This is a genomic window from Pedobacter zeaxanthinifaciens (assembly GCF_003313335.1).
GTDB lineage: Bacteria > Bacteroidota > Bacteroidia > Sphingobacteriales > Sphingobacteriaceae > Pedobacter > Pedobacter zeaxanthinifaciens.
The window spans coordinates 200,041-226,718 of the sequence record NZ_QMHP01000005.1; the positions used below are offsets into that span (position 1 = coordinate 200,041).

23 protein-coding genes and 1 tRNA gene are annotated in these 26,678 nt (G+C 39.2%); 19 read left to right on the forward strand and 5 right to left on the reverse strand.

Annotated features, from left to right (window positions below; genetic code table 11):
* Window positions 1–9: 9 nt before the first annotated feature.
* From DUT68_RS09635 to DUT68_RS09660, 6 genes are all read left to right on the forward strand, one after another.
* Entirely contained in the window at window positions 10–1,716 is a 1,707-nt protein-coding gene (locus tag DUT68_RS09635; protein WP_113637918.1) for a M3 family oligoendopeptidase, read from the forward strand.
* Window positions 1,717–1,881: 165 nt separating this feature from the next.
* Window positions 1,882–3,840: an amino acid permease gene (locus tag DUT68_RS09640; RefSeq protein WP_113637920.1), complete on the forward strand. Its 1,959-nt coding sequence runs from the start codon at window positions 1,882–1,884 to the stop codon at window positions 3,838–3,840.
* A gap of 246 nt (window positions 3,841–4,086) precedes the next feature.
* Window positions 4,087–5,244: an XrtY-associated glycosyltransferase XYAG1 gene (locus tag DUT68_RS09645; RefSeq protein WP_113637922.1), complete on the forward strand. Its 1,158-nt coding sequence runs from the start codon at window positions 4,087–4,089 to the stop codon at window positions 5,242–5,244.
* Window positions 5,245–5,256: 12 nt separating this feature from the next.
* Window positions 5,257–6,114 (forward strand): glycosyltransferase family 2 protein, encoded by an 858-nt coding sequence (locus DUT68_RS09650; protein ID WP_113637924.1) that lies wholly within the window; start codon window positions 5,257–5,259, stop codon window positions 6,112–6,114.
* Window positions 6,114–6,686, forward strand: coding sequence for an exosortase Y (xrtY, locus tag DUT68_RS09655; RefSeq protein ID WP_113637926.1), 573 nt, complete (start codon window positions 6,114–6,116; stop codon window positions 6,684–6,686). The genes DUT68_RS09650 and xrtY overlap by 1 nt, the downstream gene beginning before the upstream one ends.
* Window positions 6,667–7,221, forward strand: coding sequence for a WcaF family extracellular polysaccharide biosynthesis acetyltransferase (locus DUT68_RS09660; protein WP_113637928.1), 555 nt, complete (start codon window positions 6,667–6,669; stop codon window positions 7,219–7,221). Before xrtY ends, DUT68_RS09660 begins: the two co-directional genes overlap by 20 nt.
* A 72-nt stretch (window positions 7,222–7,293) precedes the next feature.
* On the opposite strand, the gene obgE is transcribed toward DUT68_RS09660, so the two are convergent.
* From obgE to DUT68_RS09685, 5 genes are all read right to left on the reverse strand, one after another.
* Complete coding sequence (gene obgE / locus DUT68_RS09665) at window positions 7,294–8,289, reverse strand: GTPase ObgE (protein WP_113637930.1); 996 nt, start codon at window positions 8,287–8,289, stop codon at window positions 7,294–7,296.
* 229 nt (window positions 8,290–8,518) lie between these two features.
* Window positions 8,519–9,088 carry an adenylate kinase gene (locus DUT68_RS09670; RefSeq protein ID WP_113637932.1) on the reverse strand — a complete coding sequence of 190 codons (570 nt, stop codon included), beginning with the start codon at window positions 9,086–9,088 and terminating at the stop codon, window positions 8,519–8,521.
* Between the two features lie 65 nt (window positions 9,089–9,153).
* Window positions 9,154–9,227 (reverse strand) — tRNA-Arg (locus DUT68_RS09675).
* Between the two features lie 665 nt (window positions 9,228–9,892).
* Entirely contained in the window at window positions 9,893–10,354 is a 462-nt protein-coding gene (locus DUT68_RS09680; RefSeq protein WP_113637934.1) for a redoxin domain-containing protein, read from the reverse strand.
* Between the two features lie 79 nt (window positions 10,355–10,433).
* Complete coding sequence (locus DUT68_RS09685) at window positions 10,434–11,354, reverse strand: SDR family oxidoreductase (RefSeq protein WP_113637936.1); 921 nt, start codon at window positions 11,352–11,354, stop codon at window positions 10,434–10,436.
* Between the two features lie 153 nt (window positions 11,355–11,507).
* Here DUT68_RS09685 and DUT68_RS09690 point away from each other — a divergent pair, with 153 nt between their 5' ends.
* The 13 genes from DUT68_RS09690 (at window position 11,508) to DUT68_RS09750 (ending at window position 26,641) form a co-directional block, all read left to right on the forward strand.
* On the forward strand, window positions 11,508–12,908 hold the full coding sequence (locus tag DUT68_RS09690; RefSeq protein WP_113637938.1) for a hypothetical protein: 1,401 nt from the start codon (window positions 11,508–11,510) through the stop codon (window positions 12,906–12,908).
* Window positions 12,909–12,910: 2 nt separating this feature from the next.
* Window positions 12,911–13,471: a hypothetical protein gene (locus tag DUT68_RS09695; RefSeq protein WP_113637940.1), complete on the forward strand. Its 561-nt coding sequence runs from the start codon at window positions 12,911–12,913 to the stop codon at window positions 13,469–13,471.
* Window positions 13,472–13,684: 213 nt separating this feature from the next.
* Window positions 13,685–15,187 (forward strand): F0F1 ATP synthase subunit beta, encoded by a 1,503-nt coding sequence (atpD, locus tag DUT68_RS09700; protein WP_113637942.1) that lies wholly within the window; start codon window positions 13,685–13,687, stop codon window positions 15,185–15,187.
* Between the two features lie 81 nt (window positions 15,188–15,268).
* Entirely contained in the window at window positions 15,269–15,514 is a 246-nt protein-coding gene (gene atpC / locus DUT68_RS09705; protein ID WP_113637944.1) for an ATP synthase F1 subunit epsilon, read from the forward strand.
* A gap of 189 nt (window positions 15,515–15,703) precedes the next feature.
* Window positions 15,704–16,024, forward strand: a complete 321-nt coding sequence (locus DUT68_RS09710; RefSeq protein WP_113637946.1) for a GNAT family N-acetyltransferase — start codon at window positions 15,704–15,706, stop codon at window positions 16,022–16,024.
* 43 nt (window positions 16,025–16,067) lie between these two features.
* Window positions 16,068–16,676, forward strand: coding sequence for a hypothetical protein (locus DUT68_RS09715; RefSeq protein WP_157960831.1), 609 nt, complete (start codon window positions 16,068–16,070; stop codon window positions 16,674–16,676).
* Window positions 16,677–17,198: 522 nt separating this feature from the next.
* On the forward strand, window positions 17,199–18,089 hold the full coding sequence (locus DUT68_RS09720; protein WP_113637950.1) for a branched-chain amino acid transaminase: 891 nt from the start codon (window positions 17,199–17,201) through the stop codon (window positions 18,087–18,089).
* Between the two features lie 200 nt (window positions 18,090–18,289).
* A complete protein-coding gene (gene ilvD, locus DUT68_RS09725; protein WP_113637952.1) occupies window positions 18,290–19,969 on the forward strand; it encodes a dihydroxy-acid dehydratase in 1,680 nt (559 codons plus the stop codon).
* A gap of 257 nt (window positions 19,970–20,226) precedes the next feature.
* Window positions 20,227–21,969, forward strand: coding sequence for a biosynthetic-type acetolactate synthase large subunit (gene ilvB / locus DUT68_RS09730; protein WP_113637954.1), 1,743 nt, complete (start codon window positions 20,227–20,229; stop codon window positions 21,967–21,969).
* Between the two features lie 21 nt (window positions 21,970–21,990).
* Complete coding sequence (gene ilvN, locus DUT68_RS09735) at window positions 21,991–22,626, forward strand: acetolactate synthase small subunit (RefSeq protein WP_113637957.1); 636 nt, start codon at window positions 21,991–21,993, stop codon at window positions 22,624–22,626.
* A 397-nt stretch (window positions 22,627–23,023) separates the two neighbouring features.
* Window positions 23,024–24,505 carry a ketol-acid reductoisomerase gene (ilvC, locus tag DUT68_RS09740; RefSeq protein WP_113637959.1) on the forward strand — a complete coding sequence of 494 codons (1,482 nt, stop codon included), beginning with the start codon at window positions 23,024–23,026 and terminating at the stop codon, window positions 24,503–24,505.
* A 156-nt stretch (window positions 24,506–24,661) separates the two neighbouring features.
* Window positions 24,662–26,125, forward strand: a complete 1,464-nt coding sequence (gene leuC, locus DUT68_RS09745; RefSeq protein WP_113637961.1) for a 3-isopropylmalate dehydratase large subunit — start codon at window positions 24,662–24,664, stop codon at window positions 26,123–26,125.
* Between the two features lie 216 nt (window positions 26,126–26,341).
* A complete protein-coding gene (locus DUT68_RS09750) occupies window positions 26,342–26,641 on the forward strand; it encodes an antibiotic biosynthesis monooxygenase family protein (RefSeq protein ID WP_113637963.1) in 300 nt (99 codons plus the stop codon).
* Window positions 26,642–26,678: the final 37 nt, after the last annotated feature.

Sequence of the window (26,678 nt, forward strand, 5' to 3'; positions counted from 1 at the left end):
AACTTACATATGATCACAATAAAAAAGCAACGCAATTATATCCCTCAAGATTTGAACATCAGTTGGGAAAACCTCTCTCCTATTTTTGAAGAATTACAGCACAGAAATATCAACAGCGCAGCCGAGCTTGAACAATGGCTCCGCGATAAAAGTGAATTGGAAGCAGCTTTGGAAGAAGACTTCGCTTGGCGCTATATTAAAATGAGCTGCGATACCGCAAATGAGCAACTCGTAACGGATTTTCAGTACTTTGCTACTGAAATTGAACCGAAAATTGCCCCTATTGCCAATCAGCTAAATAAAAAATTAGTAGAAAACGAATTTGTTGACGAGCTAGATCAACAGAAGTATTTTGTTTACCTACGTGGTGTACGCAAAGCATTGGAACTTTTCCGCGAAGAAAACATCCCTTTGTTTACCGAACTACAAGTGAAACAGCAGAAGTATCAAGGCATTACAGGCGCCATGAGCGTTGAAATTAACGGACAGGAATATACTTTGGAGCAAGCCAGTAATTTCCTGAAAGATACCGACCGCAACGTGCGACAGAATGCTTGGGAAACTATCCAAAAGCGTCGCCTGGCAGATAAAGATGATTTGAATATCTTGTTTGATGAGCTGGTAAAACTGCGCCATCAGGTGGCAATTAACGCTGGTTTTGAAAATTACCGCGATTACATGTTCCAAGCCTTAGGTCGTTTTGATTATACGCCGAAGGATTGCTATAAATTTGCAGAAGCCATTGAAAATGAAATTGTGCCTATATTGAAGGAACAGGCGGACCAACGAATGGAAGCTTTAGGATTAGATACGCTACGTCCTTGGGATTTAGATGTTAGCACTACTGGAAAACCTGCGTTAAAACCTTTCCAAAACGGCAACGACTTAATTGATAAATCTATCGCTTGCTTCAATCAAATTGACAGTTCGCTTGGTGAGAAACTAGCCTTCATGAAAGAGAACCATTTATTTGATGTGGAAAGCAGAAAGGGCAAAGCGCCGGGTGGCTATAACTATCCCCTTGCAGAAACTGGTGCACCGTTTATCTTTATGAACTCTGCCAATTCGCTACGTGATTTAACTACGATGGTGCATGAGGGCGGTCACGCTATCCATACTTTTTTAACCGCTAATTTGGAGTTGAACGATTTTAAACATTGTCCTTCTGAAGTAGCCGAACTAGCTTCAATGAGCATGGAACTCATTTCTATGGATCAATGGAATGTTTATTTCGATAAGGAAGAAGATTTGATCAGAGCTAAAAAAGAACAATTGATCGATGTACTGAAAACCTTGCCTTGGGTTGCGGTAATTGATCAGTTCCAACATTGGATTTATACCAATCCTGATCACAATGCAGCCGACAGAGAAGAGGCATTCAAACAAATTTATACACGTTTTGGAGCGGGCTTTGCCAACTGGACCGACTTGGAGCAGCAGTTTGGAAATGTTTGGCAAAAACAATTGCATTTGTTCGAAGTTCCTTTTTACTACATTGAATACGCCATTGCGCAACTGGGAGCTATCGCAGTGTGGAAAAACTATAAAGAAAACCCTGAACAGGGCTTACAGCAATATTTAGATGCACTTTCTTTAGGTTACACTAAGCCAATGAATGAAATTTATGAAACCGCCGGAATTAAATTTGACTTTAGCGCCGAGTATATTCAGGAGTTAGCAGCATTCGTAAAATCGGAACTAAATAAGTTGGCTTAAATGAGTGATGGCTTAAAACTAAATTTGTGTATAAAACTCGAAGTATATCAAGACACACAGTTTTTACAACTTGACTTGATAATTCAGCATCTTCCTTTCAAACCAAATAACAAGAAGTCTATTTATTTTTTTAAGTTTGAGTCATCATCAAACAAAATCTAGCATATGCTAAACAACCTATTTAGAAAAAAATCTATAAGTAAAATATTGGCTGATGCGGCCAAAGGCTATGGCGATCACGAGGCTTCCCTGCATAAAACACTAGGGGTAAGAGATCTTACTGCTTTTGGTATTGCCGCAATCATTGGTGCCGGTATTTTCAGCACCATTGGTAAAGCTAGCGCTGACGGCGGTCCAGCAGTAATTTTCCTGTTCATATTTACTGCCATTGCATGTAGTTTCGCTGCTTTTGCCTATGCAGAATTTGCTTCGATGGTACCGGTTTCAGGAAGTGCCTACACCTACTCGTATGTAGCTTTTGGCGAATTGGTAGCCTGGATCATCGGCTGGTCGCTCATTATGGAGTACGCCATTGGAAATATCACCGTAGCCATATCTTGGTCTGATTATTTTACGGGTTTACTCTCCTCCATTAAAATACCCGCCTTGGGGATCAATGGTATTCATGTGCCTGATTGGGCAAGCATGGACTACCTGAGCGCTTACAACGGCCATAAACATGCAGAAGCTTTAGTTAACGCTGGAAAAAGCATAGCTGATTTGGATGATGCCACCCGACTTGCCAGCAATGCATGGAACACAGCACCGCAAATTGCAGGCTTTCATATCGTAGCTGATATTCCTGCATTAGCCATTATTATCCTCATCACTTGGTTGGTATATCGTGGCATGAAAGAGTCAAGAAATGCCAGTAACGCTATGGTAATTGTTAAACTAGCGGTGATTTTGCTGGTATTGGCGGTTGGTGTTTTTTATGTAGATACAACTAACTGGAATCCTTTTGCTCCTAACGGAGTTTCTGGGGTACTAAAGGGTGTGTCTGCGGTATTTTTCGCCTACATTGGTTTTGACGCCATTTCAACTACTGCAGAAGAATGTAAAAACCCACAACGTGATTTACCTAGGGGGATGATGTGGGCCATTATCATTTGTACTATACTTTATATTGCCATTGCTTTGGTACTAACAGGTATTGTAAAATATAATACTTTGGCCGTTGGCGATCCTTTGGCCTATGTTTTTGATCAAATTGATTTGAAATTGATGAGTGGCATCATTGCCGTGAGTGCCGTATTTGCAATGGCATCGGTGTTATTGGTGTTTCAAATGGGACAGCCACGTATTTGGATGAGTATGAGTAGAGATGGATTGCTGCCTAAATCTTTCTCGCGGATTCACCCGAAATACAAAACACCTTCGTTTTCTACCATTGTGGTAGGTTTCGTAGTGGCTGTACCTTCTTTATTCCTGAACTTAACTACCGTTACGGATTTGTGTTCGATAGGAACTTTATTTGCATTTGTATTGGTTTGCGCAGGCGTATTGGTACTTCAAAACAGACCAGATGTTCAGCGTGGCAAATTCAAAATACCTTACGTTAATGCCAAGTTTATCATTCCGTTGCTTTTCATTGGCGGATTAGTGGTGGCATTCACCCAATTTAAAGCAGAAACTACGGCATTTGTCACCAACCAAAGTAAGGTGATTAGTCCAACTAAATTTGTTACCTCGCTAAACGCAGAAGAGCTGCAAACCGTTAAAAACGAAATTGCGGCAAGTCCGGTAGTGTTGCAAGGCAAGCAAATTGATGCTGAGGCTTATTTAAGTAACCTCAAGGCCGAGCAGTACGAAAGTTTCATGAGCAAATCGAGCATCAGCGAGTACAAAAAATATGAAAGTGGATGGCAACTGTTCAAACATAAAATCCCCATGTGGATCTTTATGATCATTTGTGTCATCATTACCTATCTTTCCATTGCAAAAAATCTTTCGCTAATTCCGGTATTAGGCTTATTGAGTTGCCTTTACATGATGTGCGAACTAGAATTGAGCAATTGGATTGGATTTTCGATTTGGCTGGTAGTTGGCTTAGTGATATACTTTTTTTACGGTTATAAACACAGTAAACTATCCAAAGAAGCAAATGGTGAACTAGTTCATTAGTCATTGGTTCATTGGTCATTAGTCATTAGTCATTAGTCATTGGTCATTGGTCCATTGGTTCATTAGCCATTGGTTCATTAATCATTAGTTCATTCGTCCATTGATTATTGCTTATTGATTATTGGTTATTGGTTCATTGGTTCAATAGTTCATTGGTTATTGGTCCATTGGTTCATTGGTTCATTAGTCATTGCTTATTGGTTATTGGTTATTGTTCATTAATAATTTACTCATTCAATCACTGAATTGAAAATCATCCAAATTTGTGCCGCCTATAAACCCGCCTACGTATATGGTGGCCCTACCATGTCGGTAGCTAAACTAGCGGAGGAACTTACAAGTGCTGGTACAGACGTACTCATGTTAACCACTACCGCTAACGGCGCTGCTGAACTTGATGTTCCGGTAGGCACACTGCAGGTGGTAGATGGCGTTAATGTCTATTATTTCAAGCGACTCACAAAAGACCATACCCATTTCTCTCCATCGCTTTTACGGTTCTTACACCAACAAATTAAGCAACATAAAACCGCAGCAAATCCAACTAAACTGATCGTTCATATTCATGCGTGGTGGAACTTAGTTTCTATTTTTTCCTGCTTCATTGCCAAATGGCACGGTGTTAAAGTGGTACTTTCACCCCGGGGAATGCTAACTAGCTACACGTTAAATAACCGAAACTCAAAAGTTAAAGATATTTTACATGCGGTGATTGGGAAAAGGCTATTAGCCTACGCCCACATACACGCTACCAGCAAAAAGGAAGAAGAAGATGTTCTTCAAAATTTCGAAACTAAAGGCATAACAATAATTCCAAACTTTGTTGCCCTATCGCAGCAATCTTATGAAAAAAAGCAAATTGATGATAAAAGATACGATTTGCTTTTTTTATCTAGAATTGAACAAAAAAAAGGCCTTGAACTTCTTTTTGAAGCCTTAAGCAAGGCTGATATCCCTTGGTTGCTTAACATAGCCGGTACCGGCGAAGAAAATTATGTGAAGCAACTACAAGAACTGGCCATTTCCCTTGGCATCGCTGATAACATTAAATGGCTTGGCCATATCAATAACGAACATAAATTTGAGCTTATCGCTAAGCACGATGCGCTAGTACTAACTTCTTACAATGAAAATTTTGCCAATGTCGTAATTGAGAGTTTAGCTATGGGCACACCGGTAATCATTAGCAATCAGGTTGGTCTGGCTAACTATGTAAGTGATAAGCAACTGGGCTGGGTGACCAACTTAAACACTGCTGAAATCGCCAGCACACTAATTAATTCCTTCGTAGCAGTGGAACTTCGAAAGCAAATTCGCGATAATGCGCCTTCAATCATCAAAAAAGATTTTGAAGTGAATAACTTAACGGCACAATATCGCAGCATGTACCAGCGCTTATTTTAATATATTTGTACCATGCACAAAGCTTTTAGCTTTATTATTCTTACTTTCAATGAAGAGCAACACCTGCCTCGTTTGCTTTCGTCTATCAAAGCATTAAATGCACCTATTTTCATATTAGATTCTGGCAGTACAGATCATACGCTTGAAATTGCTGAATCGTATGGTGCAACCGTAAAAGCACATCCATTTGAAAACCACCCAAAGCAGTGGGATTACGCCATTAAAACATTTGAAGTAACTACCCCCTGGACCATCGGTTTGGATGCGGATCAAATTGTAACTCCTGAGCTATTTGAATTGCTTAAAAATTTTAACGAGGATAGTTACAAAGACACCGACGGGATTTACTTTAACCGTAAAAACTTCTTTAAAGGAAAGTGGATCAAGTATGGTGGTTACTATCCAAAATACTTGCTTAAAATGTTCCGTACCGGCGTTGGCTTTTCTGATACTAACGAGAATATGGACCATCGTTTTGTAGTGCCGGGCAAAACAGCCATCTGGAAAAAAGGGCATATCCTCGAAGAAAACCTTAAAGAAAACGAAATCAGCTTTTGGATTGCCAAACATAATAGATACAGTGATTTAGTGGCGCAAGAGGAAATTGAGCGCATGAATGCCCTAAGGCAGCAAACTACTCAACCTAAATTTTTCGGCGACCCCTACCAACGCATGGCCTTTTTAAAAAGAATGTGGTGGAACATGCCCCGCTTTGTTAGGCCATTTCTTTATTTTACCTATCGGATGATTTTTCAACTAGGCATATTTGATGGCAAAACGGGTATCATTTTTCATTTCCTGCAAGGATTTTGGTTCCGTATCATTGTAGATATCAAAATTGAAGAGCAACTAAAAAAATCCCGCAAGTAATGCCGCAATTAAAAAAAATCTGGGCTGATCCCTATCTTAAATTTGTGATATCATTTGTTGGGCTTTACCTGATCTTTAATTATTTCAACGAATTTTATATTGGCATTACTGCAAAAGGAGGATTTTATAGTGCGTTTTTAGATGAACACCTCAACTATATCAATTGGTCGCGTAGTTTTTTGCTTAATAGCGCTGCTGCAATACTTCGAGCTTTTAACTATACAGTAGTTACCAATGATACAGAACTTTTAGTTGTTGGTAAAGGAGCAATCAGGTTAATTTACACTTGTTTAGGCTATGGCCTAATGAGCGTATTTGCTGCATTCTGTTTATCTTTCCCGCCACCGTTCAAACATCGTTTAATTTTCCTCGTAGCGGGCTTGTTATTCATCCAGCTCGTTAATATCCTACGGTTTGTTTTACTTCCTTTATTTTGGGATAGGAAACATCCATTCCTTGGTATGGACCATCATGACCTATTTAACATCATCATCTACCTACTTCTATTTGGAATATGCTATCTTTGGATAAAATATTCAATTAAGGCTACAAATGCTAAAAACGCAGCTTAGGAAAGATTTTGATAGAAAAGGGTTTGATCCAGGTGCTTCGTCTTTAAAAATTTTACTTTGGTATTTTACCAGTGTAGTATTTATTAGATCAGGCATCATTCCTTTCAGCAGCGTTATTGTCCTTATCCTGAAATTATTTGGCGCCAAAATTGGAAAAGATGTACGCATCAAACCGGGCATTTATATTCATTATCCTTGGAAACTTTCCTTAGGCGACCATTCGTGGCTGGCAGAATGCAGAATAGAAAATTTAGCTCCAGTAGCTATAGGAGCAAATGCCTGCGTTTCTCAAAAAGCAATGTTGCTCACCGGAAATCACGATTATACCTCGGCTAACTTCGATTTAATTACAAAACCAATTATTTTAGAGGAAGGCACCTGGGTTGGCGCAAATGCAACGGTTTGCCCCGGAGTTACATTAAAATCACATGCTGTACTAACAGTTGGTTCTATTGCAATGAAAGATTTAGAACCTTACAGCATTAACAAAGGCAACCCAGCTGTTAAAGTAAAGGATCGAATAATCAAAGGCTAGTCGAGTTGCATCAAGTGAAAACTTACACTAGCAACTAATCCTAATCACTGATACCTGATACCTGATCCCTAATTAACTATTAATCGCTTTCCAAAGCAAATCTTTAAGTTCTAGTAAGCCTTGCTGCGCTACCGATGAGATAAAAAGATGTGGAATAGCAGGCAATTCTTTTTCCATCTCGTTTTTCAACTCCTCATCTAACATATCCGATTTAGTTACTGCCAAAACGTGTGGTTTCTGCATCAATTCCGGATTGAACTCCTCCAATTCACGCTTTAAAATTTCGTACTCTTCAGCAATGCTTCTACTGGTATCTGCCGGTACCATGAACAACAGCACCGAGTTACGCTCAATATGCCTCAAAAACCTAAAGCCCAAACCTTTTCCTTTGGATGCCCCTTCAATAATTCCTGGAATATCCGCCATTACAAACGACTTCGAATTACGGTAGGAAACGATACCCAAGTTAGGCACCAATGTAGTAAATGGATAATCTGCAATTTCTGGCTTTGCAGCAGATAAAACCGAAAGCAAGGTAGATTTACCGGCATTTGGGAAACCCACTAAACCAACATCAGCCAAAACTTTAAGCTCCAATACCACCCACTCCTCTAATCCAGATTCTCCTGGTTGCGCAAAGCGTGGTGTTTGTAAGGTGGCACTTTTAAAATGTGCATTACCTAAGCCTCCCCTACCACCGGCAGTTAATATTTTGGTTTCGCCATCCTCAGTAATCTCAAAAATCACTTCACCAGTTTCCGCGTTTCTAGCAATAGTACCTAGCGGAACTTCTAAAATTTCATCCTTACCCTGCTTACCAAATTTGTGTCCACTTCCGCCCGCACCGCCATCTTCGGCAATAATATGCTTGCGATACTTCAAATGCAGTAAAGTCCAAAATTGCGCATTACCTTTTAAAATGATGTGTCCACCCCTGCCACCATCACCACCATCAGGGCCGCCCATAGAGGTGTGCTTATCACGGTGCAAATGTGCAGAGCCCGCTCCGCCCTTACCTGAGCGACAGCAGATTTTCACATAATCAACAAAATTTGAACCTTGAGACATTTTAAATTACGATTTTAGATTTACGAAATACGATTGTGAGTAGGCTATATTGTTTTATTGCTGAAATTTGGAATGTTACTCAATTGGCCAATTCTAAATTTCTTTGTGTTCTTTGCGTCTTCGTGATAAACCTTAATAAAAACAAACATCCGCAAAAATAACTAATGTATTTTATACGGATGTTAGTCATCAGCTAATTTCAAATCATCAAATTAGCTAATTAAATAGGTTAGTAGCTATCGATAACCTCACAAAGGTTACCAAAAATTACTTCAATTTCGCCAATACCATTTACCTTAACCAATTTACCTTGGCCTTCGTAGTATGGTAAAACATGGATAGTTTTGTTAAAATACTCGTCAATGCGCTTTTTTAGTTTTTCGGCATCATCATCAGGTCTACCGCTAATTTTATGGCGCTCGGCAATACGGCGGGTCAACTCATCCTGATCAACATCAAGTGCAATTACACCATCAATTTTAGCTGATTTGCCTTCCAAGAACTTGTCCAATTCCTCTGCTTGAGGTACTGTACGAGGAAATCCATCAAAAATAAATCCTTTTGCATCAGGATTTTTGTCTACTTCCTCCTCCAACATAGCAATAGTAATGCTGTCAGGTACTAATTCACCATCAGCAATCAATTTGCTTACTTGTTGACCTAGTGGAGTTTGGTTTTTGATGTGTCCGCGGAATAAATCGCCGGTGGAGATGTGCACTAACTGATATTTATCAATTAATTTTTGAGATTGGGTGCCTTTGCCTGCTCCCGGAGGCCCAAAGAGAACTAAATTGAGCATTTAAGTTTATCTTTAAAAATTAAAAGCCTTCCCGCTTGGGCGGCAAGGCTTTACCTAATTGTTTGTGCTCTCGTAGGGATTCGAACCCCAAACCTTCTCATCCGTAGTGAGATGCTCTATCCAGTTGAGCTACGAAAGCATTTCCGTATTGCTAACGGAATGCAAAAGTAATGTTTCAAATTTATATTCGCAATTTTTTTATTGCAAAAATTTAAATAAAGTATTGCAATAGCCCTATCTATTTGAAAATCAAATACCGTGCTACTATCCAACTAAAGCCCCGCCATCCGCTTTATCCCGAACTAGCGTCGGGATGCCCGCTACTGTCGGGTTTAATTTACAACAACCCGTGCCATGTACAAACTTTGATAAACTGCTAAAAAAACGGACAGTGGTTTGCACTAAAGCTTAGAAATATCTTAGCGCTCTTAGCGAAAACTCTTCTTCCCTCCGCAGAAAAAAATAAACGCAAAGTACACGGAGCTGCGCAAAGCCACGCAAAAGAAAACCTCAAGACTCAACAAAAAATATCTTAGCGCTCTTAGCGAAAACTTCCTTTCACTCTGCGGAAAAAATAACTGCAAAGTACAAACAGCAACGCTGCCTAACGACTTATGTAAAATGGTGCAAAGGTTTAAGTAAGCTAAACCCGATTGAAGCGAAAATACTTTTTGTTGCACTTTTTTTCAACTTCTTAAGTTTTAAAAACTTACGAAGTTTTAGTACCACAGATTACAAAAATATTGAAGCGAAAAGCGGGGCATTACACTAAATAGCAGCACCAAAACTGCTTTTCAAAACTTTTTATCCAGCAACCACCTTATTGATCGCAGCGAAGTCAGGCAAATTACCTGCATCTTCCAAAACTTCAGCATAGGCAATCTTACCTTCTTCATCAATTACAAAGGCAGCACGCTTAGCAATACCTTTCATGCCTAAAAAATCTTCATACAATGCGCCGTAAGCGGCTGCAGCCTCTTTGTTAAAATCAGACAGCAAAGGAAACTGATAAGCCTGCTCTTCCTTGAATTTACCTAACGTAAACGGAGAATCAACAGAAACACCCAAAACCTGTGCATTTAAGCCTTCATAGTATCCGAAATTATCTCTCATGGTACAAAGTTGCGTGGTGCAAACTCCGGTGAAAGCCAGTGGAAAAAAATGAAGAACCACTTTTTTGCCTTTAAAATCGCCTAGTGAAACTTCTTTAAGTTCCGTGCTCTTTAACTTAAAATCTGGAGCCTGAGCTCCTACTTGTAATGACATCTATTTTAATTGTTAATGGTTAATATTCGAGGGTTGTTTGAGGTTTTGCGTCAATTAACTAACTACTAATACCTAGTTCCTAACCCCTAGTCCCTATCTCCTTACTCAACTGCCGACTGACCAAGGCCAATCCCTCCTCAAAACTATGTGGTTGATACTGCAATTCAGTCATTGCTTTGTCTAAAATAAAACCCGTCTTTTTAGGCCGCTTAGCTTCTTGCCCCAAGCTGTCCGAGCTTATTTCTTTCATCACACTAGCATCCAAACCCCAAAAATCCGCTACTTTTTTAACCAGTTCCGCCACTGTCATCATATCTTTTCCAGAAATGTGAAAAACTCCAGTTGCGCTATGTTTAACCGCCAGCAGGCAAGCATCCGCTAAATCCTCAGCTAAGGTAGGCATACGCCATTGGTCGTTCACAACGTTGATTGGCTTAGCTGCTTCCAGTGCCTCCTTTGCCCAAAGCACAATATTACTACGGCTCATATCATTTAAAATACCATAAACTAAAATAGTGCGGATAATTGTCCAACTACCTTTCATTTGCTTGGTTAAATTCTCAGCAGCCAACTTACTCTCGCCATAATAACTTACTGGGTTAGCGGCATCGTCTTCTTTGTAAGGCCCCTTCAAGCCATCAAACACAAAATCTGTAGACAAATAAATGAAATGAATACCCATTTTTTCGCAAAGCGATATGAGGTTAGCCGTGGCATCCACGTTAGTTTCCCAGCAAGTTTCACGGTTGGTATGGCAAACGTCCACATTGGTAATTGCAGCAGTGTGTATTACAACATCTGGCCGATATTGCTGTAGCACCGCAGCTACCTGACCTTGATTCAAAATATCCATCGTTTCATACACATACCCTTCCTTAACAGGGTATTTGTTTTTGCCACGGTTGGTCGCAATAAGTTCCACCTCCGGATGGTGTAAGATTTGTTGCGTTATTTTTTGCCCTAAAAGGCCGTTGCTACCAGTAACTAACACTCTTTTCATGACAGCTAAAATATATTTTTAACGCCGAATTCACGCCATAAAATTATATCGGCCAATCACCCTATATTAAATTTAGGGCGAAAATTATTGCAGACGCATAGTACTAAAAATATCTTTGTAATAACTCTACTAATAATTTTTAAACTAAAACCTATGTACAAACATCTTAAAATCGGAATCTTTTCCGCTAGTCTCATTATTTTCTCATGTAAAAAGAACTACAATTACATTGAAACAAGTTTTTCTAAACCTAGTAATTTCTCAAGCACAATAGAAATTAAAGATTATATAAACAAACAACTCCAAACCTACGCCATTGTATTCGCAGAGTTAGCGAAAGACCAAGAGATACGTTATTTAGTACACCAAAATGTGGCAAAACAGTTTGATGGTGATGATAACGTGTTGATAAAAGACTTGATAATAAGTGCCGAAAAAAAAGGAATTAATCTAAAAGAAAAATTTGATTACATTCTAAAAAAAACAAACCAAAATATCTCCTCGGAACAATTGTTAGCTTCGCTCAATGACATCAATAAACAAAATGTTTATCCTCACATCTATATTCCAAATTTCGAAAAATTCAACTTACTTAATAACGATAAATCCGATAAATCAAAATCTACAGATGCCTTTCAAGATTACATCGATAAGTACCCCTATCCTGTAATGGTTGCATACGATGGAGATGAAAGCGTTACATTGGATTACTACACGGGTTACACATACGCAACCGACGAAACCTTTATCGATGACATACACGTTAACGAAGAATTTACAAATGAAAACGAAGTTTGGGTAATTACCCCTAATGAGAATGTGAACAACGACGGTGTAATGGTCGCACCACCTACCTTCACAAATAACACTTTAAATAGTAATGTAACTGAACGACCAGATTTGTATTTTCCAAACATGACTGTGAAGGAACACAAAGAAAGCTGGATTAAAGGCGCAAGTGAAGTTTGTATTTACGTTGGAGTAAGTTGGGATAACGGCATTGATCCAAGTAATGGAAAGTATAGCACTACATTCTGGACAAACCCTGGCATGATAAGCCTTGCCGATCGAAATTCCGATGTAAATAATATTGAAATTCGGAAATTTTCAAGAAAAGAAGTCAGTAAAAAGAAAAACATAGATATTAATTTCACATACTTCCCACTGTCATCAGAGATTTATTATATAGAAGACCCATGCTTATCTATAAGGCTTCGTTCCAATCAAACGCCACAACAAAACGTAATTGACTACAATGCCTGTAAGATGCAAAATCAAAACATTACGCATTATTTTTATCCAGAAAGAGGTGATTACCTTTATTATTGCATCTACGAATACGATACTGGGCTTTTTAATTCAAACGGCACTAGTTCTACAGAAATACAAGGCACTAATTATATACAGAAAATCTACTACCGTTCTAATGAAAGTCCATATTTTTCAGGTCGATTAAAAATTGTTCCCCGAAATCAAGCAACACAATCATACGAAAATACCAGTTGGGCAAACATTAATGACGAGGCTATCTCCTTTACATCTAGACATAGGTAAATATGAAAATTTCACGAAAAATAATTTTAACAACTTTTATTATTCTTAAAGGTGGCAGTGTTTTAGCGCAGAACAGTAAAAATAATAGCATTTACTTTGAAGCTTTAGGAAATGGAATTGCATATTCTGTAAACTATGATAAGTTAATACCTATTACCTCAAAATTGAAATTCGTACCCAGAGTTGGCTTTGAGTTTATTCCTCGTGACAAATCTACGCTTCCTGCAAATGGAAAATGGACAATTCCTTTAGAAATAAATTCGTTATACGCAGCCAGTGAAAAACAAAAAAACTTTTATGAGGCTGGTTTAGGTTTAACCCTTTCAAACATTGTAGAAAATTATAGTATAAACGAAAACAACGAAATAAAACCTACAAGAATACAAAATGCAAAAATAGTGACATTACGCTTAGGATATCGATATCAAAAGGCATCTGGCGGCTTGATGTATAGAGCTGGTGTACTAGTAAAGTTATACCAAGATGAATATTCCAAGCAGCGTGTTGGTGATGATATGTTTTTTGCAGTTTGGCCAGGTTTTAGTGTAGGTTATTCGTTTTAAATTTACATTCCAACTAAAGCTTTTTAAGCGGCGTGAAATCCACAACTTCATGCCGCTTTCTATATTAATAGATTAGTAAAACCACACTGTTGAAAAACATTTTATTTCTATGTAAAAATTACATTAAAAATTAATAACTTTGCCATCCGAAAAGTGGGAGGTGCAAAAGTCCCTCTAAACATTTGATTTTTATAATTTTACCAAATACAAAATATGCCTAACATTGGAAAGATAGCGCAAATTATAGGACCGGTAGTTGACGTAAGCTTTGTTAACGATGCCACTTTGCCTAAAATCTTCTCTGCTTTAGAGATTAAAAAAGAGAATGGACAAAAAATCGTTTTAGAGGTTCAGCAACACCTTGGTGAAGACCGTGTTCGTGCCATTGCGATGGACTCAACCGACGGTTTAGTACGCGGAATGGACGTTTTGGATACAGGAGCCCCTATCAAAATGCCTGTGGGCGATGAAATTAAAGGTCGTTTATTCAACGTAGTTGGTGAAGCTATCGATGGTATTAACGCAGTGGATAATGCTAATGGCAAACCAATCCACACCACACCTCCTAAGTTTGATGAGCTTTCTACAGAAACTGAAGTACTTTTTACAGGTATTAAAGTTATCGACTTGTTGGAGCCTTACGCAAAAGGTGGTAAAATTGGATTATTCGGTGGTGCCGGTGTAGGTAAAACTGTATTAATCATGGAGTTGGTAAACAACATCGCTAAAGCTTACGCTGGTTTATCAGTATTTGCTGGTGTAGGTGAGCGTACTCGTGAGGGTAACGATTTACTTCGTGAGTTTATCGAGTCTGGCGTAATCAACTATGGTGATGAGTTCTTACATTCAATGGAAAAAGGTGGATGGGACCTAGACAAAGTTGACACTGAAAAATTAAAAGAATCAAAAGCAACATTGGTATTCGGTCAAATGAACGAGCCTCCTGGTGCACGTGCTCGTGTAGCATTATCAGGTTTAACTGTTGCAGAATATTTCCGTGATGGCGATGGTGAAGGCGCAGGAAAAGACATCCTTTTCTTCGTTGATAACATCTTCCGTTTCACTCAGGCAGGTTCAGAGGTATCAGCGCTATTAGGCCGTATGCCTTCAGCGGTAGGTTACCAACCAACCCTAGCTACTGAAATGGGTTTAATGCAGGAGCGTATTACTTCAACTAAACGTGGCTCAATTACATCTGTACAGGCTGTTTATGTACCTGCGGATGACTTAACTGACCCTGCTCCGGCTACAACTTTCGCCCACTTAGATGCTACAACCGTATTATCTCGTAAAATTTCTGAGCTAGGTATTTATCCTGCGGTAGATCCATTGGATTCTACTTCACGTATCTTAAACCCAGCAGTTTTAGGTGATGAGCATTACAATACAGCTCAACGTGTGAAAGAAATTTTACAACGTTACAAAGAGCTACAAGATATCATTGCGATTTTAGGTATGGACGAATTATCTGAAGAAGATAAATTAACTGTACACAGAGCTCGTCGTGTTCAACGTTTCTTATCTCAACCTTTCCACGTTGCTGAGCAGTTTACAGGCTTACAAGGTGTACTAGTTGACATTAAAGATACCATCAAAGGTTTCAACATGATTATGGATGGTGAAGTTGATGAGTATCCAGAAGCTGCATTTAACTTAGTAGGTAGCATTGAAGATGCTATTGAAAAAGGTAAAAAATTATTGGCAGAAGCTAACTAATAAGTTGTACGTAATAAGTGATACGTTATAAGTAATGGTCCAAGACTTAAAACTTATAACGTAAAACGTAAAACTCAAAAAATGAACTTAGAAATATTAACTCCAGATAAAAAAGTTTTCGAAGGCGAAGTAACTGCAGTTACCGTTCCGGGAACTTCTGGCTCTTTCCAAATCTTAAAAGACCACGCTCCTATTATCTCAACTTTAGAAGATGGTCCGGTAATAGTGAAAGAACTAAAAGGCGAATACACCTATAACATTAAAGGTGGCGTAGTAGAAGTTCTGGATAATAAAATTATTGTTTTAGCCGAAGCTGTTGTAGCCTAAGTTAAACCACCAAGTTTTAAAAGAAGCCTCAAACGAAAGTTTGGGGCTTTCTTTGTTTTATACATTACTACCGTCATGCTGAATTTATTTCAGCATCAGTTAAGCATTTTGACATGAAGTAATTACCATACATCAATACTAAGAAACACCACACTATTTATCTTCGTTGTATTAAATAAATCAATAACAATGAAAGAAGAATTCTTAAACCTACCGCTACACAAAAACGAAGAAACTAATCGCTTTGAATTAACAGTCGACGGCCATACCGCTTTTATAGATTACGAAGAGGATGAAAAAATCATCAAACTAATTCACACAGAAAGTCCGGAGGCGTTGGCTGGACGAGGAGCGGCAACGGCATTAATTGAAAAAACGCTTAATTATCTCGAGGAAAATGCCTACCAATTAGTTCCGCTTTGTCCTTTGGTTTTTGCATACATTAAAAGGCATCCAGAATGGAAACGCTTAGTGCCTAGCAAATATTTGAGGTTGTTTGATAGGGCGTGAAAATAATACTAACTTTATGTATCTAGTATTTTAATTAATGCTCATGAAGGTCATACTCTTATTTTCTCTTACGCTGCTGCTGAACGTTTATGCCAAAGCTCAAGATGTAAAATATCTCAATACAGATGGAAAAGAAATTTCGACAGCAAAATTCAATGCTGAATTGGAAACGAGAAAATACTTAGCGATTAAAACAGATGCACAGCATAGGCAATTAATAGAAAGATATCAAACAGGCTTAATACCTGATTTTTCAAATTTCAAGACAATTTTTAATCGGCACTTTCCTCAAGCCCTTTCCAACTCTCCTTTGGTGATCATATACTATCCAGGTGAAGACCCGTGTAATAATTCTGGTTCAGCTACCGCTGAAACTAAAAAAGATTGGTACGGAACGCTGGACAAGGGCGTAAAAAAGCAAATTCAAAGTTTACCAATCTATATTTGTAAAAACAAAAATGACATGGATGACAGAGGGTCTGCAGTTCTCAACTGGAATAATGATCCCGAATATCTGATAGAAAGGACTTTTTTTAAGCACCACTACCCTTGCGGAAGTTTTGTAGTAATATCACCTAACGGGAAATACATCTCTTATTTTGGAGAGTATAGTAAAGAACAAGTTTGGACTGCTTTAAAAGCTATTAAATAAAACAAAGCAATTACAAGCTAAGGACTTAAAATTATTTCCGATTAACAGTCACATATACTGAATCCTCTTCGTCAATAAATTCATATTTTTTCTGACATTTCTCACTTTTAGGCAGAAAATTGCAAAATTTACAATGCAAGCATAATATTTATACCGAATACCGATTTCATTTTTGGTCTACTTTCAACCATGTTTACACTAATAAAACCACATTTTACCAAAATATAAATTCAAAAAAACATTTAAATACAAAATTATATTCCTAATTAAATATTTTCATTTTACCTATTGCTATTTTTTGAACCAAATACTAAATTGGTTTTTATAAAACAGAAGGAAATTTTACCAATCTAAAAGGATGAAAATAATTGCACTAAATAACGACTTAGCATTTGCCATTAACGTGGCATTTCTGCTCAATCTCGTGCTTTGTAAAAAGTCCAAGGGTTCCTTTTAAGATATTAAAAAATACTGAAGCGTCCCTTTTTATAAAAATGGGACGCTTTTTTTAAACATAGCAATATGAATTATTACAATTCGAACACGGTAGTTTATTTAAACGGGGAATTTGTAAAGGCTAATGAGGCCAACACTGACTTGTATGGTCAGTCGCTTCATTATGGCTTTGCAGCATTCGAAGGCATTAGAGCTTATAAAACGCATAACGCCACCCGTATTTTCAAAGCCAGAGAGCACTATGAAAGATTAAAACGTTCATGTGATCTTACCGGCATTCCCTTCAATTGGGACATTGATGATTTGATTAAACAAACTTATCGCTTGCTCGAATTGAACAATCTAAAAGATGCCTATATCCGTCCTTTAGTTTTTAGCGAGCCACAAATGACCTTGATAGCGCCAGAAAAAACTTCCATTATGCTTTGCGCTTGGGAATGGGGTGCTTATTTGGGCGATAGACAATTAAAAGTTTGCATTTCATCATTCGAAAGGCCAAACCCAAAATCTACCAAAATTGAAGCAAAAATAAGCGGCAACTACGTTAACTCCATCTTAGCCACAACTGATGCTAAAAATAGAGGTTTTGATGAAGCCTTATTACTAGATGCTAATGGTTTTGTTGCGGAAGCACCGGGTGCCAACATCTTCATAGAGAAAAATGGAAAGCTTTACACCCCCACAAAAGGCAACATTTTACCGGGTATTACCAGGGCAACAATTATTGAGCTTTGCCGGGTGTTAGATATAGAAGTAATTGAAAAAGAAATCACATTGGATTTTCTGAAAAGTGCCGATGGCGCATTTTTATGTGGTACAGCGGCAGAAGTAGTAGGTATACACACGGTGGATGAAACCGTTTTCAGACAAAGGTGGAGGGACAGCATTGGTGCAACCCTACAAAGAGCGTATAAAAATTTGGTATTAGAAAAAGTTAATTATGAAGTGATCATATAATTTTTCTTCTTGATAATTTGTTAGTATGTTTGGAGCAATAAACGAAAACATGCTTTTAAACACAGTCATTATTAACAACATTATCATTATTCCTCAACCGAGGGAAGGCAATCGTTGTATATAATTAAAAAGATATCATTAGCGAAACCGCCTCCCAAAAAGAGGCGGTTTTTTTTTGGATTAAACAGAACAAAATATAAATGGAATTAAATAAGTACAGTAAAACTTTTACACAAGATCCGACACAGCCAGCAGCACAAGCAATGCTTTATGGAATTGGTTTAACCGATGCAGACATGGCAAAAGCGCAAGTTGGCATTGCTAGCATGGGTTATGATGGAAATACCTGTAACATGCACCTAAACGACCTAGCAGCAGTAGTTAAAAAAGGAGTATGGAATAATGATTTAGTTGGACTTACCTTTAATACCATTGGTGTTAGTGATGGCATGAGCAACGGAACGGAGGGCATGCGCTACTCGCTGGTTAGTCGTGATGTGATTGCCGATAGCATTGAAACCATTTGTGGCGGCCAGTATTACGATGGCGTAATCGCTATCCCTGGTTGTGATAAAAATATGCCAGGGGCAATAATGGCCATGGCCCGTTTAGACCGCCCTTCGATTATGGTTTACGGAGGCACTATTGCTCCGGGGCATTACAAAGGCGAAGAATTAAATATCGTTTCTGCTTTTGAAGCTTTAGGACAAAAAATCTGTGGTAATTTATCAGATGAGGATTATCAAGGCATCATCAAACATACTTGCCCAGGTGCCGGCGCTTGCGGTGGTATGTATACGGCTAATACCATGGCTTCTGCTATTGAAGCGCTAGGAATGAGCTTACCTTATTCGGCTTCTAATCCTGCGGTGAGCGAAGAGAAACAGCAAGAATGTTTAGATGCAGGTAAATATATTCGTATTCTTTTAGAAAAAGACATCAAGCCATCGGATATTATGACCCGTAAAGCTTTCGAAAATGCAATCCGTACCATCATTGTTTTAGGCGGAAGTACCAATGCTGTGCTACACTTCATTGCTATTGGTAAAGCTATTGGCGTAGAAGTTACACAAGATGATTTTCAGCGCATGAGCGACATCACTCCTGTGTTGGCAGATTTTAAGCCAAGCGGTAAATTCTTGATGCAGGATTTACACCAGTTTGGCGGAACTCCAGCAGTAATGAAATACATGTTAGATGAAGGTATGCTACATGGTGATTGCTTAACAGTTACTGGAAAAACTGTTGCGGAGAACTTGAAAGATGTTAAATCAATCATTGATTATAACCAACCGATTATTCAAAAACTAGATAACCCGGTTAAAGCTACTGGCCACTTACAGATTTTGTACGGCAATTTGGCAGAAAAAGGCTCGGTGGCAAAAATATCTGGTAAAGAAGGTGAAAAATTTGAAGGCCCGGCAAGAGTTTTTGACGGAGAGCAGGATTTGGTTGCAGGCATCGCCTCTGGTAGAATTAAAAAAGGTGATGTGGTAGTAATTAAAAACGAAGGGCCTGTTGGCGCCCCTGGAATGCCGGAGATGTTAAAACCTACTTCGTTAATTGTTGGAGCTGGTTTAGGCAAAAGCGTTGCCCTAATTACTGATGGGCGTTTCTCCGGAGGAACTCACGGTTTTGTGGTAGGGCACATCACTCCTGAAGCCTACAAAGGGGGCTTAATTGGTTTAGTTGAAGATGACGACCAAATTGTAATTGACGCGGTAAACAACAAAATCACCTTACAAGTTAGCGAGGAAATTATTGCCGAAAGGAGAGCAAAATGGCAACAACCGAAGCTGAAAGTCAACAAGGGCGTATTGTTTAAGTACGCCAAAACCGTAACAGATGCAGCTGGCGGTTGTGTAACCGACGAAGCTTAAGTCCCCCTAGAGGGGAATAAAACCTTCGCAACCAAATTGCGAATGCTCATTAAATCTTGAGGTGTCAATTTGCAACTTCAAGATTTAAATTTTGACTAGTAAAAATAATGACCATAGTCAAATAAACTGAACCGGTCACAATTTGTGACCGCATAGAAAACTCATCACAATTTGTGATGACATATTAAACCTACTTGATGTCAGTATTTGTGATATCAAGTTGAGATAAAATTGACCAAAACCATAAAATATAGATAATGGAAACCTTACAAGATACAGCTACAAAAAAGGCGACAACAAGCTCCCCTACTTTTAAAGGAACGGGTTCGCAAATGTTGTTAAATGCGCTGATTGAAGAGGGCGTAAGCACAATTTTCGGCTACCCAGGTGGTGCAATTATGCCTATTTACGATGCACTTTATGATTATGCAGACAAACTGGAACATATTTTGGTCCGCCATGAGCAAGGTGGCATTCATGCTGCCCAAGGTTATGCGAGAACAAGTGGTCGAGTGGGAGTTTGCTTCGCAACAAGCGGTCCAGGTGCCACTAACTTGGTAACCGGCTTAGCTGATGCTCAAATCGACAGCACGCCTTTAGTTTGTATCACCGGACAAGTATTTGCTCATCTTTTAGGTACGGATGCTTTCCAAGAAACTGATGTAATTAACATCACTACTCCCGTAACTAAATGGAACTACCAAATTACTGATGCTAAGGAAATCCCAGAAGTGTTAGCCAAAGCTTTTTACATTGCTAAAAGCGGTAGACCGGGGCCTGTGCTCATTGACATCACCAAAAATGCACAATTGCAAGTAGAAGAGTTTGAGACTTATGTGAAATGTAATCACATCCGCAGTTACCGACCTAAACCAAAAGTTAGGGTAGAGTTTATTGAAGAAGCGGCTAAGTTGATTAACAGCGCTCAAAAACCTTTTGTGTTGTTTGGCCAGGGTGTAATTTTAGGAAATGCCGAACGAGAGTTTAAAGCTTTTATAGAAAAAACGGGCATTCCAGCTGCTTGGACCATTATGGGTGAAGGCGCCATCCCAACAGAACACCCACTTAACGTAGGGATGTTAGGGATGCATGGCAATTACGGGCCGAATGTGTTAACCAACGAAGCGGATGTAATTATCGCCATCGGGATGCGTTTTGACGACCGTGTAACTGGCCGTTTGGATAAATATGCGAAGCAAGCAAAAATTGTTCACTTAGATATTGATCCTGCTGAAATCGACAAAAACGTAAAAGCTGATGTTGGGGTTTGGGGCGATTGTAAAGAAACGCTTCCTATATTAACCAACTTGGTAAAAGAAAACAAACACGAAGCTTGGGTTGCACTATTTAAAGATTATAACCAACAAGAGATAGACCAAGTAATTACACCAGAGTTATATCCTGCCGGAGAAGAGATGACAATGGGCGAAGTTTTACGCACATTGAATGAAATTACTGGTGGAGATGCGGTTATTGTAACGGATGTTGGCCAGCACCAAATGGTAGCTTGCCGTTATGCTAAATTTAACAAAACCCGCAGCAATGTTACCTCTGGTGGTTTAGGCACCATGGGCTTCGGCTTACCTGCGGCTATTGGCGCTAAATATGGTGCTCCGGAACGTACCGTAGTTGCTATTATTGGCGATGGTGGTTTCCAAATGACGCCACAAGAGTTGGGTACCATTATGCAGTTTGGTGCGGCAGTAAAAATCCTGATTTTAAACAACCAATTCCTTGGAATGGTGCGTCAGTGGCAACAATTATTCCATGATAAACGCTATTCGTTTGTGAATATTACTAGTCCAGACTTTGTGGCTTTAGCTAAATCTTACTATATCGAAGCAAGCAAGGTAGACCAAAGAGCCGAATTGAAAAAAGCATTACAAACGATGATTGATCATGATGGATCTTACCTTTTAGAAGTAATGGTAGGCAAGGAAAACAATGTTTTCCCAATGGTACCACAAGGTTGCAGCGTAAGTGAAATTAGATTAAAGTAATTAGAGCAAAGAACAAGGACAATGAGTAACGACACTATAAAATACACACCTGAAGATACCAATTACGAAGGCAAACAGGATTTCACGATCACGGTTTATGCTGAAGATAGAGTTGGTTTACTGAACCGTATTTCGATTATATTTTCGAAAAGAAAAATCAACATTGACAGTTTAAACACTTCTCCTTCGGAGATTGCGGGTATTCATCGTTTTACAATTTTGATTAACGAAGGTTATGAAGTGGTAAGGAAATTAGCTCGTCAAATTGAGAAACAAGTTGAAGTCTTGAAGGTATATTTCAATACCGATAGTGAAGTGATTTGGCAAGAATTGGCGCTTTACAAAGTATCTACAGAAGAGATTACCGAAAAGGTAACTGTTGAGCGTTTGTTGAGGCAATACGGAGCAACGGCGGTGGTGATCCGTAAGGATTACACTGTTTTTTCGGTTACCGGCCACAAAGAGGAAACTGATGCCTTGGTGAAAGCGCTTGAACCTTATGAACTGATTGAATTTGTACGTTCGGCAAGGGTAGCGATTATCAAAGACAGTGCTGGTTTTCACGAAAAGCTGAAAGAATTTGAGGCAGACGAACCGGGAGAAGAGCGTGTGGAGAACGAGTTCCTAGACAAGGGCGATAAGATTTTTACGATGTAGGAGGAAGTCGGGAAGACAGAAAGTTGGAAAAGTCAGAAAAGACGGGAAGACCTTAGTCTGCAGATGTACAGCTTGCGGACTTTCCGACTTACGGACTAAGTTAACTAAACCCGATTGAAGCGGAAATACTTTTTGTTCGTGTCAGCATGACAATTGCGTTAACAGCAAAGTCAACAAAAAGATTGAAGCAAAAAGCGGGACTACAATAACCGAAGAGCGCAGAACCATGCTTTACGAGGAAAAAGAGCAAGAATTAATTAATAAAGACTAATAATACAGAAATCGGTGATATCACAAAATCTGTGTAAGCAAGCCGAAGGAAAAAGAAAAAAATTAACATCCTACTAGAGCCATCCCCTTTGGGAGGGTTGGGTGGGGCTAAAAACTAAATAAAACAATGGCAAATTATTTTAACACATTACCACTTAGAGAAAAATTAAACCAATTAGGTGTATGCGATTTCATGGCTAACGATGAGTTTTTGGATGGCGTAAATGCTTTAAAAGGTAAAAAATTGGTAATTGTAGGTTGTGGTGCTCAAGGCTTAAACCAAGGTTTAAATTTGAGAGACAGCGGTTTGGACGTATCGTACGCATTGCGTGCAGCAGCTATCGAGCAAAAAAGAGATAGCTGGAAAAATGCTACTGACAACAATTTTAAGGTGGGTACTTACGAAGAACTTATTCCGAATGCTGATGTAGTAATTAACCTTACGCCCGACAAACAACACACCTCGGTGGTAAATGCAGTAATGCCATTAATGAAACAAGGCGCTACGCTTTCTTATTCTCACGGTTTTAATATTGTAGAAGAAGGCATGCAAATCCGTAAAGATATTACTGTAATTATGGTAGCGCCTAAATGCCCAGGCTCTGAAGTTAGAGCCGAGTACTTAAGAGGTTTTGGTGTACCTACGTTAATTGCAGTGCACCCAGAAAATGATCCTGAAGGTAAAGGTTTGGCACAAGCTAAGGCTTACTGTGTGGGTACAGGCGGTCACAGAGCTGGTGTGTTGAAATCATCTTTTGTGGCTGAAGTAAAATCTGATTTAATGGGCGAGCAAACGATTTTATGTGGTTTGTTACAAACTGGTTCTATCCTTTCTTTCGATAAAATGATTGAAAAAGGAATTGATGCTGGCTATGCTTCTAAATTAGTACAATACGGCGTAGAAGTAATTACTGAAGCTTTGAAACATGGTGGTGTAAGCGGTATGATGGATCGTTTGAGCAATCCAGCGAAAGTGAAAGCATTCCATATTTCTGAAGAGCTGAAAAACATCATGCGTCCTTTGTTCCAAAAACACCAAGATGATATCATGAGTGGCGAGTTCTCTAGCACGATGATGGCTGACTGGGCTAATGGCGATGCCAACCTTTTGAAATGGAGAGCTGAAACTGGAGAAACTGCTTTCGAAAAAACGCCTGCCGGTGATGTAAAAATTGGTGAGCAAGAATATTTTGACAACTACACTTTAATGGTAGCTTTTGTAAGAGCAGGTGTAGAATTGGCATTTGAAACGATGGTTGAAGCTGGAATTAAACCAGAGAGTGCTTACTACGAGTCGCTACACGAAACGCCATTAATTGCTAACACGATTGCTCGTAAGAAATTGTTCGAAATGAACCGTGTAATTTCTGATACAGCGGAATACGGTTGCTACTTATTCGATCAAGCTTGTAAGCCTTTATTAGCAGATTTCATGAAAACAGTTGAAACTGATTTAGTAGGTAAAAACTTTAACGAAGGCAAAGATGGCTCGGTTGACAACGCTGAATTGGTTGCCATTAACGAGATATTACGTGACCACCAAGTGGAAGTTGTAGGTAGAAAATTGCGCAAAGCGATGACTGCCATGAAGTCGATCAAAACGGCATAAAAACGGCCTCTCCCCTGCCCCCTCTCCATTGGAAAGGGGAATTTGGGATGATGCTGTTAAATCAAATTAATTCAAAAATTAGCATTTTTGCTATTTAGAAAATTATAATTTACAAACTATGCAACTCCTCCTCATTGAGGAGGTTTGGAGGGTTTTATGACAGAAAAAATTGAAGAACAAGCTCCTACTCCCTCCCCTTTGGGGAGGGCTGGGGTGGGGCCTAGAACATTAGTGGAAAAAATATGGGATGCTCACGTTGTAAAACGCGAAGAGGGCTTTCCTGATATTTTGTACATTGATACGCATTTAATTCACGAGGTTACTTCGCCTCAAGCTTTTGATGGCTTGAGAAAACGTGGCATCGGACTTTTTCGTCCGAAACAAACCGTAGCTACCGCCGACCATAACGTGCCAACTTTGGACCAACACCTTCCTATCAAGGAAGAGCTATCGAGATATCAGGTAGATATGTTGACTAAAAATTGTGCTGAATTTGGTGTAGAACTTTATGGTTTGGGACATCCTTTCCAAGGCATTGTTCATGTAATTGGTCCTGAATTGGGCATTACCTTGCCAGGAAAAACGATGGTTTGTGGTGACAGCCATACCTCTACACACGGCGCTTTTGGTGCTATTGCGTTTGGTATAGGTACTTCGCAAGTGGAGCAGGTATTTGCAACGCAATGTTTGCAACAATCGAAACCTAAAACCATGAAAATTGAGGTGAATGGTGAGTTGAAAAAAGGCGTTGGGGCTAAGGATATCATCCTTTATATCATCTCTAAAATTTCTGCGGCTGGTGGCACAGGTTATTTCGTAGAATTTGCAGGTTCGGCTATCCGTTCGTTAAGCATGGAAGCCCGTATGACGGTTTGCAACATGAGCATCGAAATGGGTGCCCGCGGTGGTTTAATTGCTCCTGATCAAACTACTTTCGACTATGTAAAAGGTAGAAAATTTGCACCAGCTGGCGAAGAGTGGGATAAAGCACTAGCCTATTGGAAAACATTGTACAGTGATGATGACGCACAGTTTGATGCGGTATTAACTTATGATGCTGCTGATATTGCACCAATGATTACTTACGGTACCAATCCGGGAATGGGCATTGGTATTGCCGAGCATATTCCATCAACTGCTGCTCAACCGGAAACCGAGCAAGCTTCCTACAAAAAAGCTTTGGATTATATGGGCTTTGCTGACGATGAAAGTTTATTGGGCAAACCTGTGGATTACGTTTTTATCGGAAGTTGTACCAACTCTCGTATCGAAGATTTACGTGCAGTTGCAGCGTTTGTGAAAGGCAAACAAAAAGCTGCTAACGTTGAAGTTTGGATTGTTCCAGGTTCTAAGCAAGTGGAAGCTCAAGCTATTGCCGAAGGGTTAGATAAAGTATTTGAGGCCTCGGGCTTTCAGTTACGTGAGCCAGGCTGCTCGGCTTGCTTAGGGATGAATGAGGATAAAATTCCGGCAGGAAAATATTGTGTTTCTACGTCGAACAGGAACTTTGAAGGCCGCCAGGGACCGAATGCAAGAACAATGCTAGCAAGTCCGTTAACTGCTGCTGCTGCTGCTGTGACTGGCAAGATAACGGACGTGAGGGAGTTGTTGGAGGTTTAGGAATTAGGGGTCAGGGATTAGGGATTAGGGGTCGGTCAAAACGTCGATATCTAACCCTAACAAACGAAACACTAACCGACGAGTGAAAAGTTTAAGACTGGTCGTCATTGCGAGGTACGACGAAGCAAGCTTAAAGCGAAAGACTTTTAATTACAAACGTTGCAAGATTGCTTCGTTCCTCGCAATGGCGAAACAACTAAACAATAAAGGATAAATATGATTTTAGAAGTTGCCATATTAAATGTAATCCCTACCCTGACTGCAGAGTTTGAAGTGGCTTTTTCGAAAGCAGAACAAATTATTGCGGGCATGCATGGTTACATTTCGCATCAGCTTCAAAAATGTATTGAAGACCCTGCCAAGTACATCTTACTGGTGAATTGGACAGATTTAGAAGCACATACGATTGGATTTAGACGTTCTGCAGAATATCAGGAATGGAAAGCTTTATTGCATCATTTTTATGATCCATTCCCGACGGTTGAGCACTATGAAAAGATACAAGGTTTAAGATAAAAGGTAAATGAAATGGCATATAAAAACTTAAATGTAC

Coding starts and splice junctions, on each gene's coding strand:
- DUT68_RS09635 (WP_113637918.1), top strand. CDS start 10: ATGATCACAATAAAAAAGCAACGCAATTATATCCCTCAAGATTTGAAC.
- DUT68_RS09640 (WP_113637920.1), top strand. CDS start 1,882: ATGCTAAACAACCTATTTAGAAAAAAATCTATAAGTAAAATATTGGCT.
- DUT68_RS09650 (WP_113637924.1), top strand. CDS start 5,257: ATGCACAAAGCTTTTAGCTTTATTATTCTTACTTTCAATGAAGAGCAA.
- xrtY (WP_113637926.1), top strand. CDS start 6,114: ATGCCGCAATTAAAAAAAATCTGGGCTGATCCCTATCTTAAATTTGTG.
- DUT68_RS09660 (WP_113637928.1), top strand. CDS start 6,667: ATGCTAAAAACGCAGCTTAGGAAAGATTTTGATAGAAAAGGGTTTGAT.
- obgE (WP_113637930.1), bottom strand. CDS start 8,289: ATGTCTCAAGGTTCAAATTTTGTTGATTATGTGAAAATCTGCTGTCGC.
- DUT68_RS09670 (WP_113637932.1), bottom strand. CDS start 9,088: ATGCTCAATTTAGTTCTCTTTGGGCCTCCGGGAGCAGGCAAAGGCACC.
- DUT68_RS09680 (WP_113637934.1), bottom strand. CDS start 10,354: ATGTCATTACAAGTAGGAGCTCAGGCTCCAGATTTTAAGTTAAAGAGC.
- DUT68_RS09685 (WP_113637936.1), bottom strand. CDS start 11,354: ATGAAAAGAGTGTTAGTTACTGGTAGCAACGGCCTTTTAGGGCAAAAA.
- DUT68_RS09690 (WP_113637938.1), top strand. CDS start 11,508: ATGTACAAACATCTTAAAATCGGAATCTTTTCCGCTAGTCTCATTATT.
- DUT68_RS09695 (WP_113637940.1), top strand. CDS start 12,911: ATGAAAATTTCACGAAAAATAATTTTAACAACTTTTATTATTCTTAAA.
- atpD (WP_113637942.1), top strand. CDS start 13,685: ATGCCTAACATTGGAAAGATAGCGCAAATTATAGGACCGGTAGTTGAC.
- atpC (WP_113637944.1), top strand. CDS start 15,269: ATGAACTTAGAAATATTAACTCCAGATAAAAAAGTTTTCGAAGGCGAA.
- DUT68_RS09710 (WP_113637946.1), top strand. CDS start 15,704: ATGAAAGAAGAATTCTTAAACCTACCGCTACACAAAAACGAAGAAACT.
- DUT68_RS09715 (WP_157960831.1), top strand. CDS start 16,068: ATGAAGGTCATACTCTTATTTTCTCTTACGCTGCTGCTGAACGTTTAT.
- DUT68_RS09720 (WP_113637950.1), top strand. CDS start 17,199: ATGAATTATTACAATTCGAACACGGTAGTTTATTTAAACGGGGAATTT.
- ilvD (WP_113637952.1), top strand. CDS start 18,290: ATGGAATTAAATAAGTACAGTAAAACTTTTACACAAGATCCGACACAG.
- ilvB (WP_113637954.1), top strand. CDS start 20,227: ATGGAAACCTTACAAGATACAGCTACAAAAAAGGCGACAACAAGCTCC.
- ilvN (WP_113637957.1), top strand. CDS start 21,991: ATGAGTAACGACACTATAAAATACACACCTGAAGATACCAATTACGAA.
- ilvC (WP_113637959.1), top strand. CDS start 23,024: ATGGCAAATTATTTTAACACATTACCACTTAGAGAAAAATTAAACCAA.
- leuC (WP_113637961.1), top strand. CDS start 24,662: ATGACAGAAAAAATTGAAGAACAAGCTCCTACTCCCTCCCCTTTGGGG.
- DUT68_RS09750 (WP_113637963.1), top strand. CDS start 26,342: ATGATTTTAGAAGTTGCCATATTAAATGTAATCCCTACCCTGACTGCA.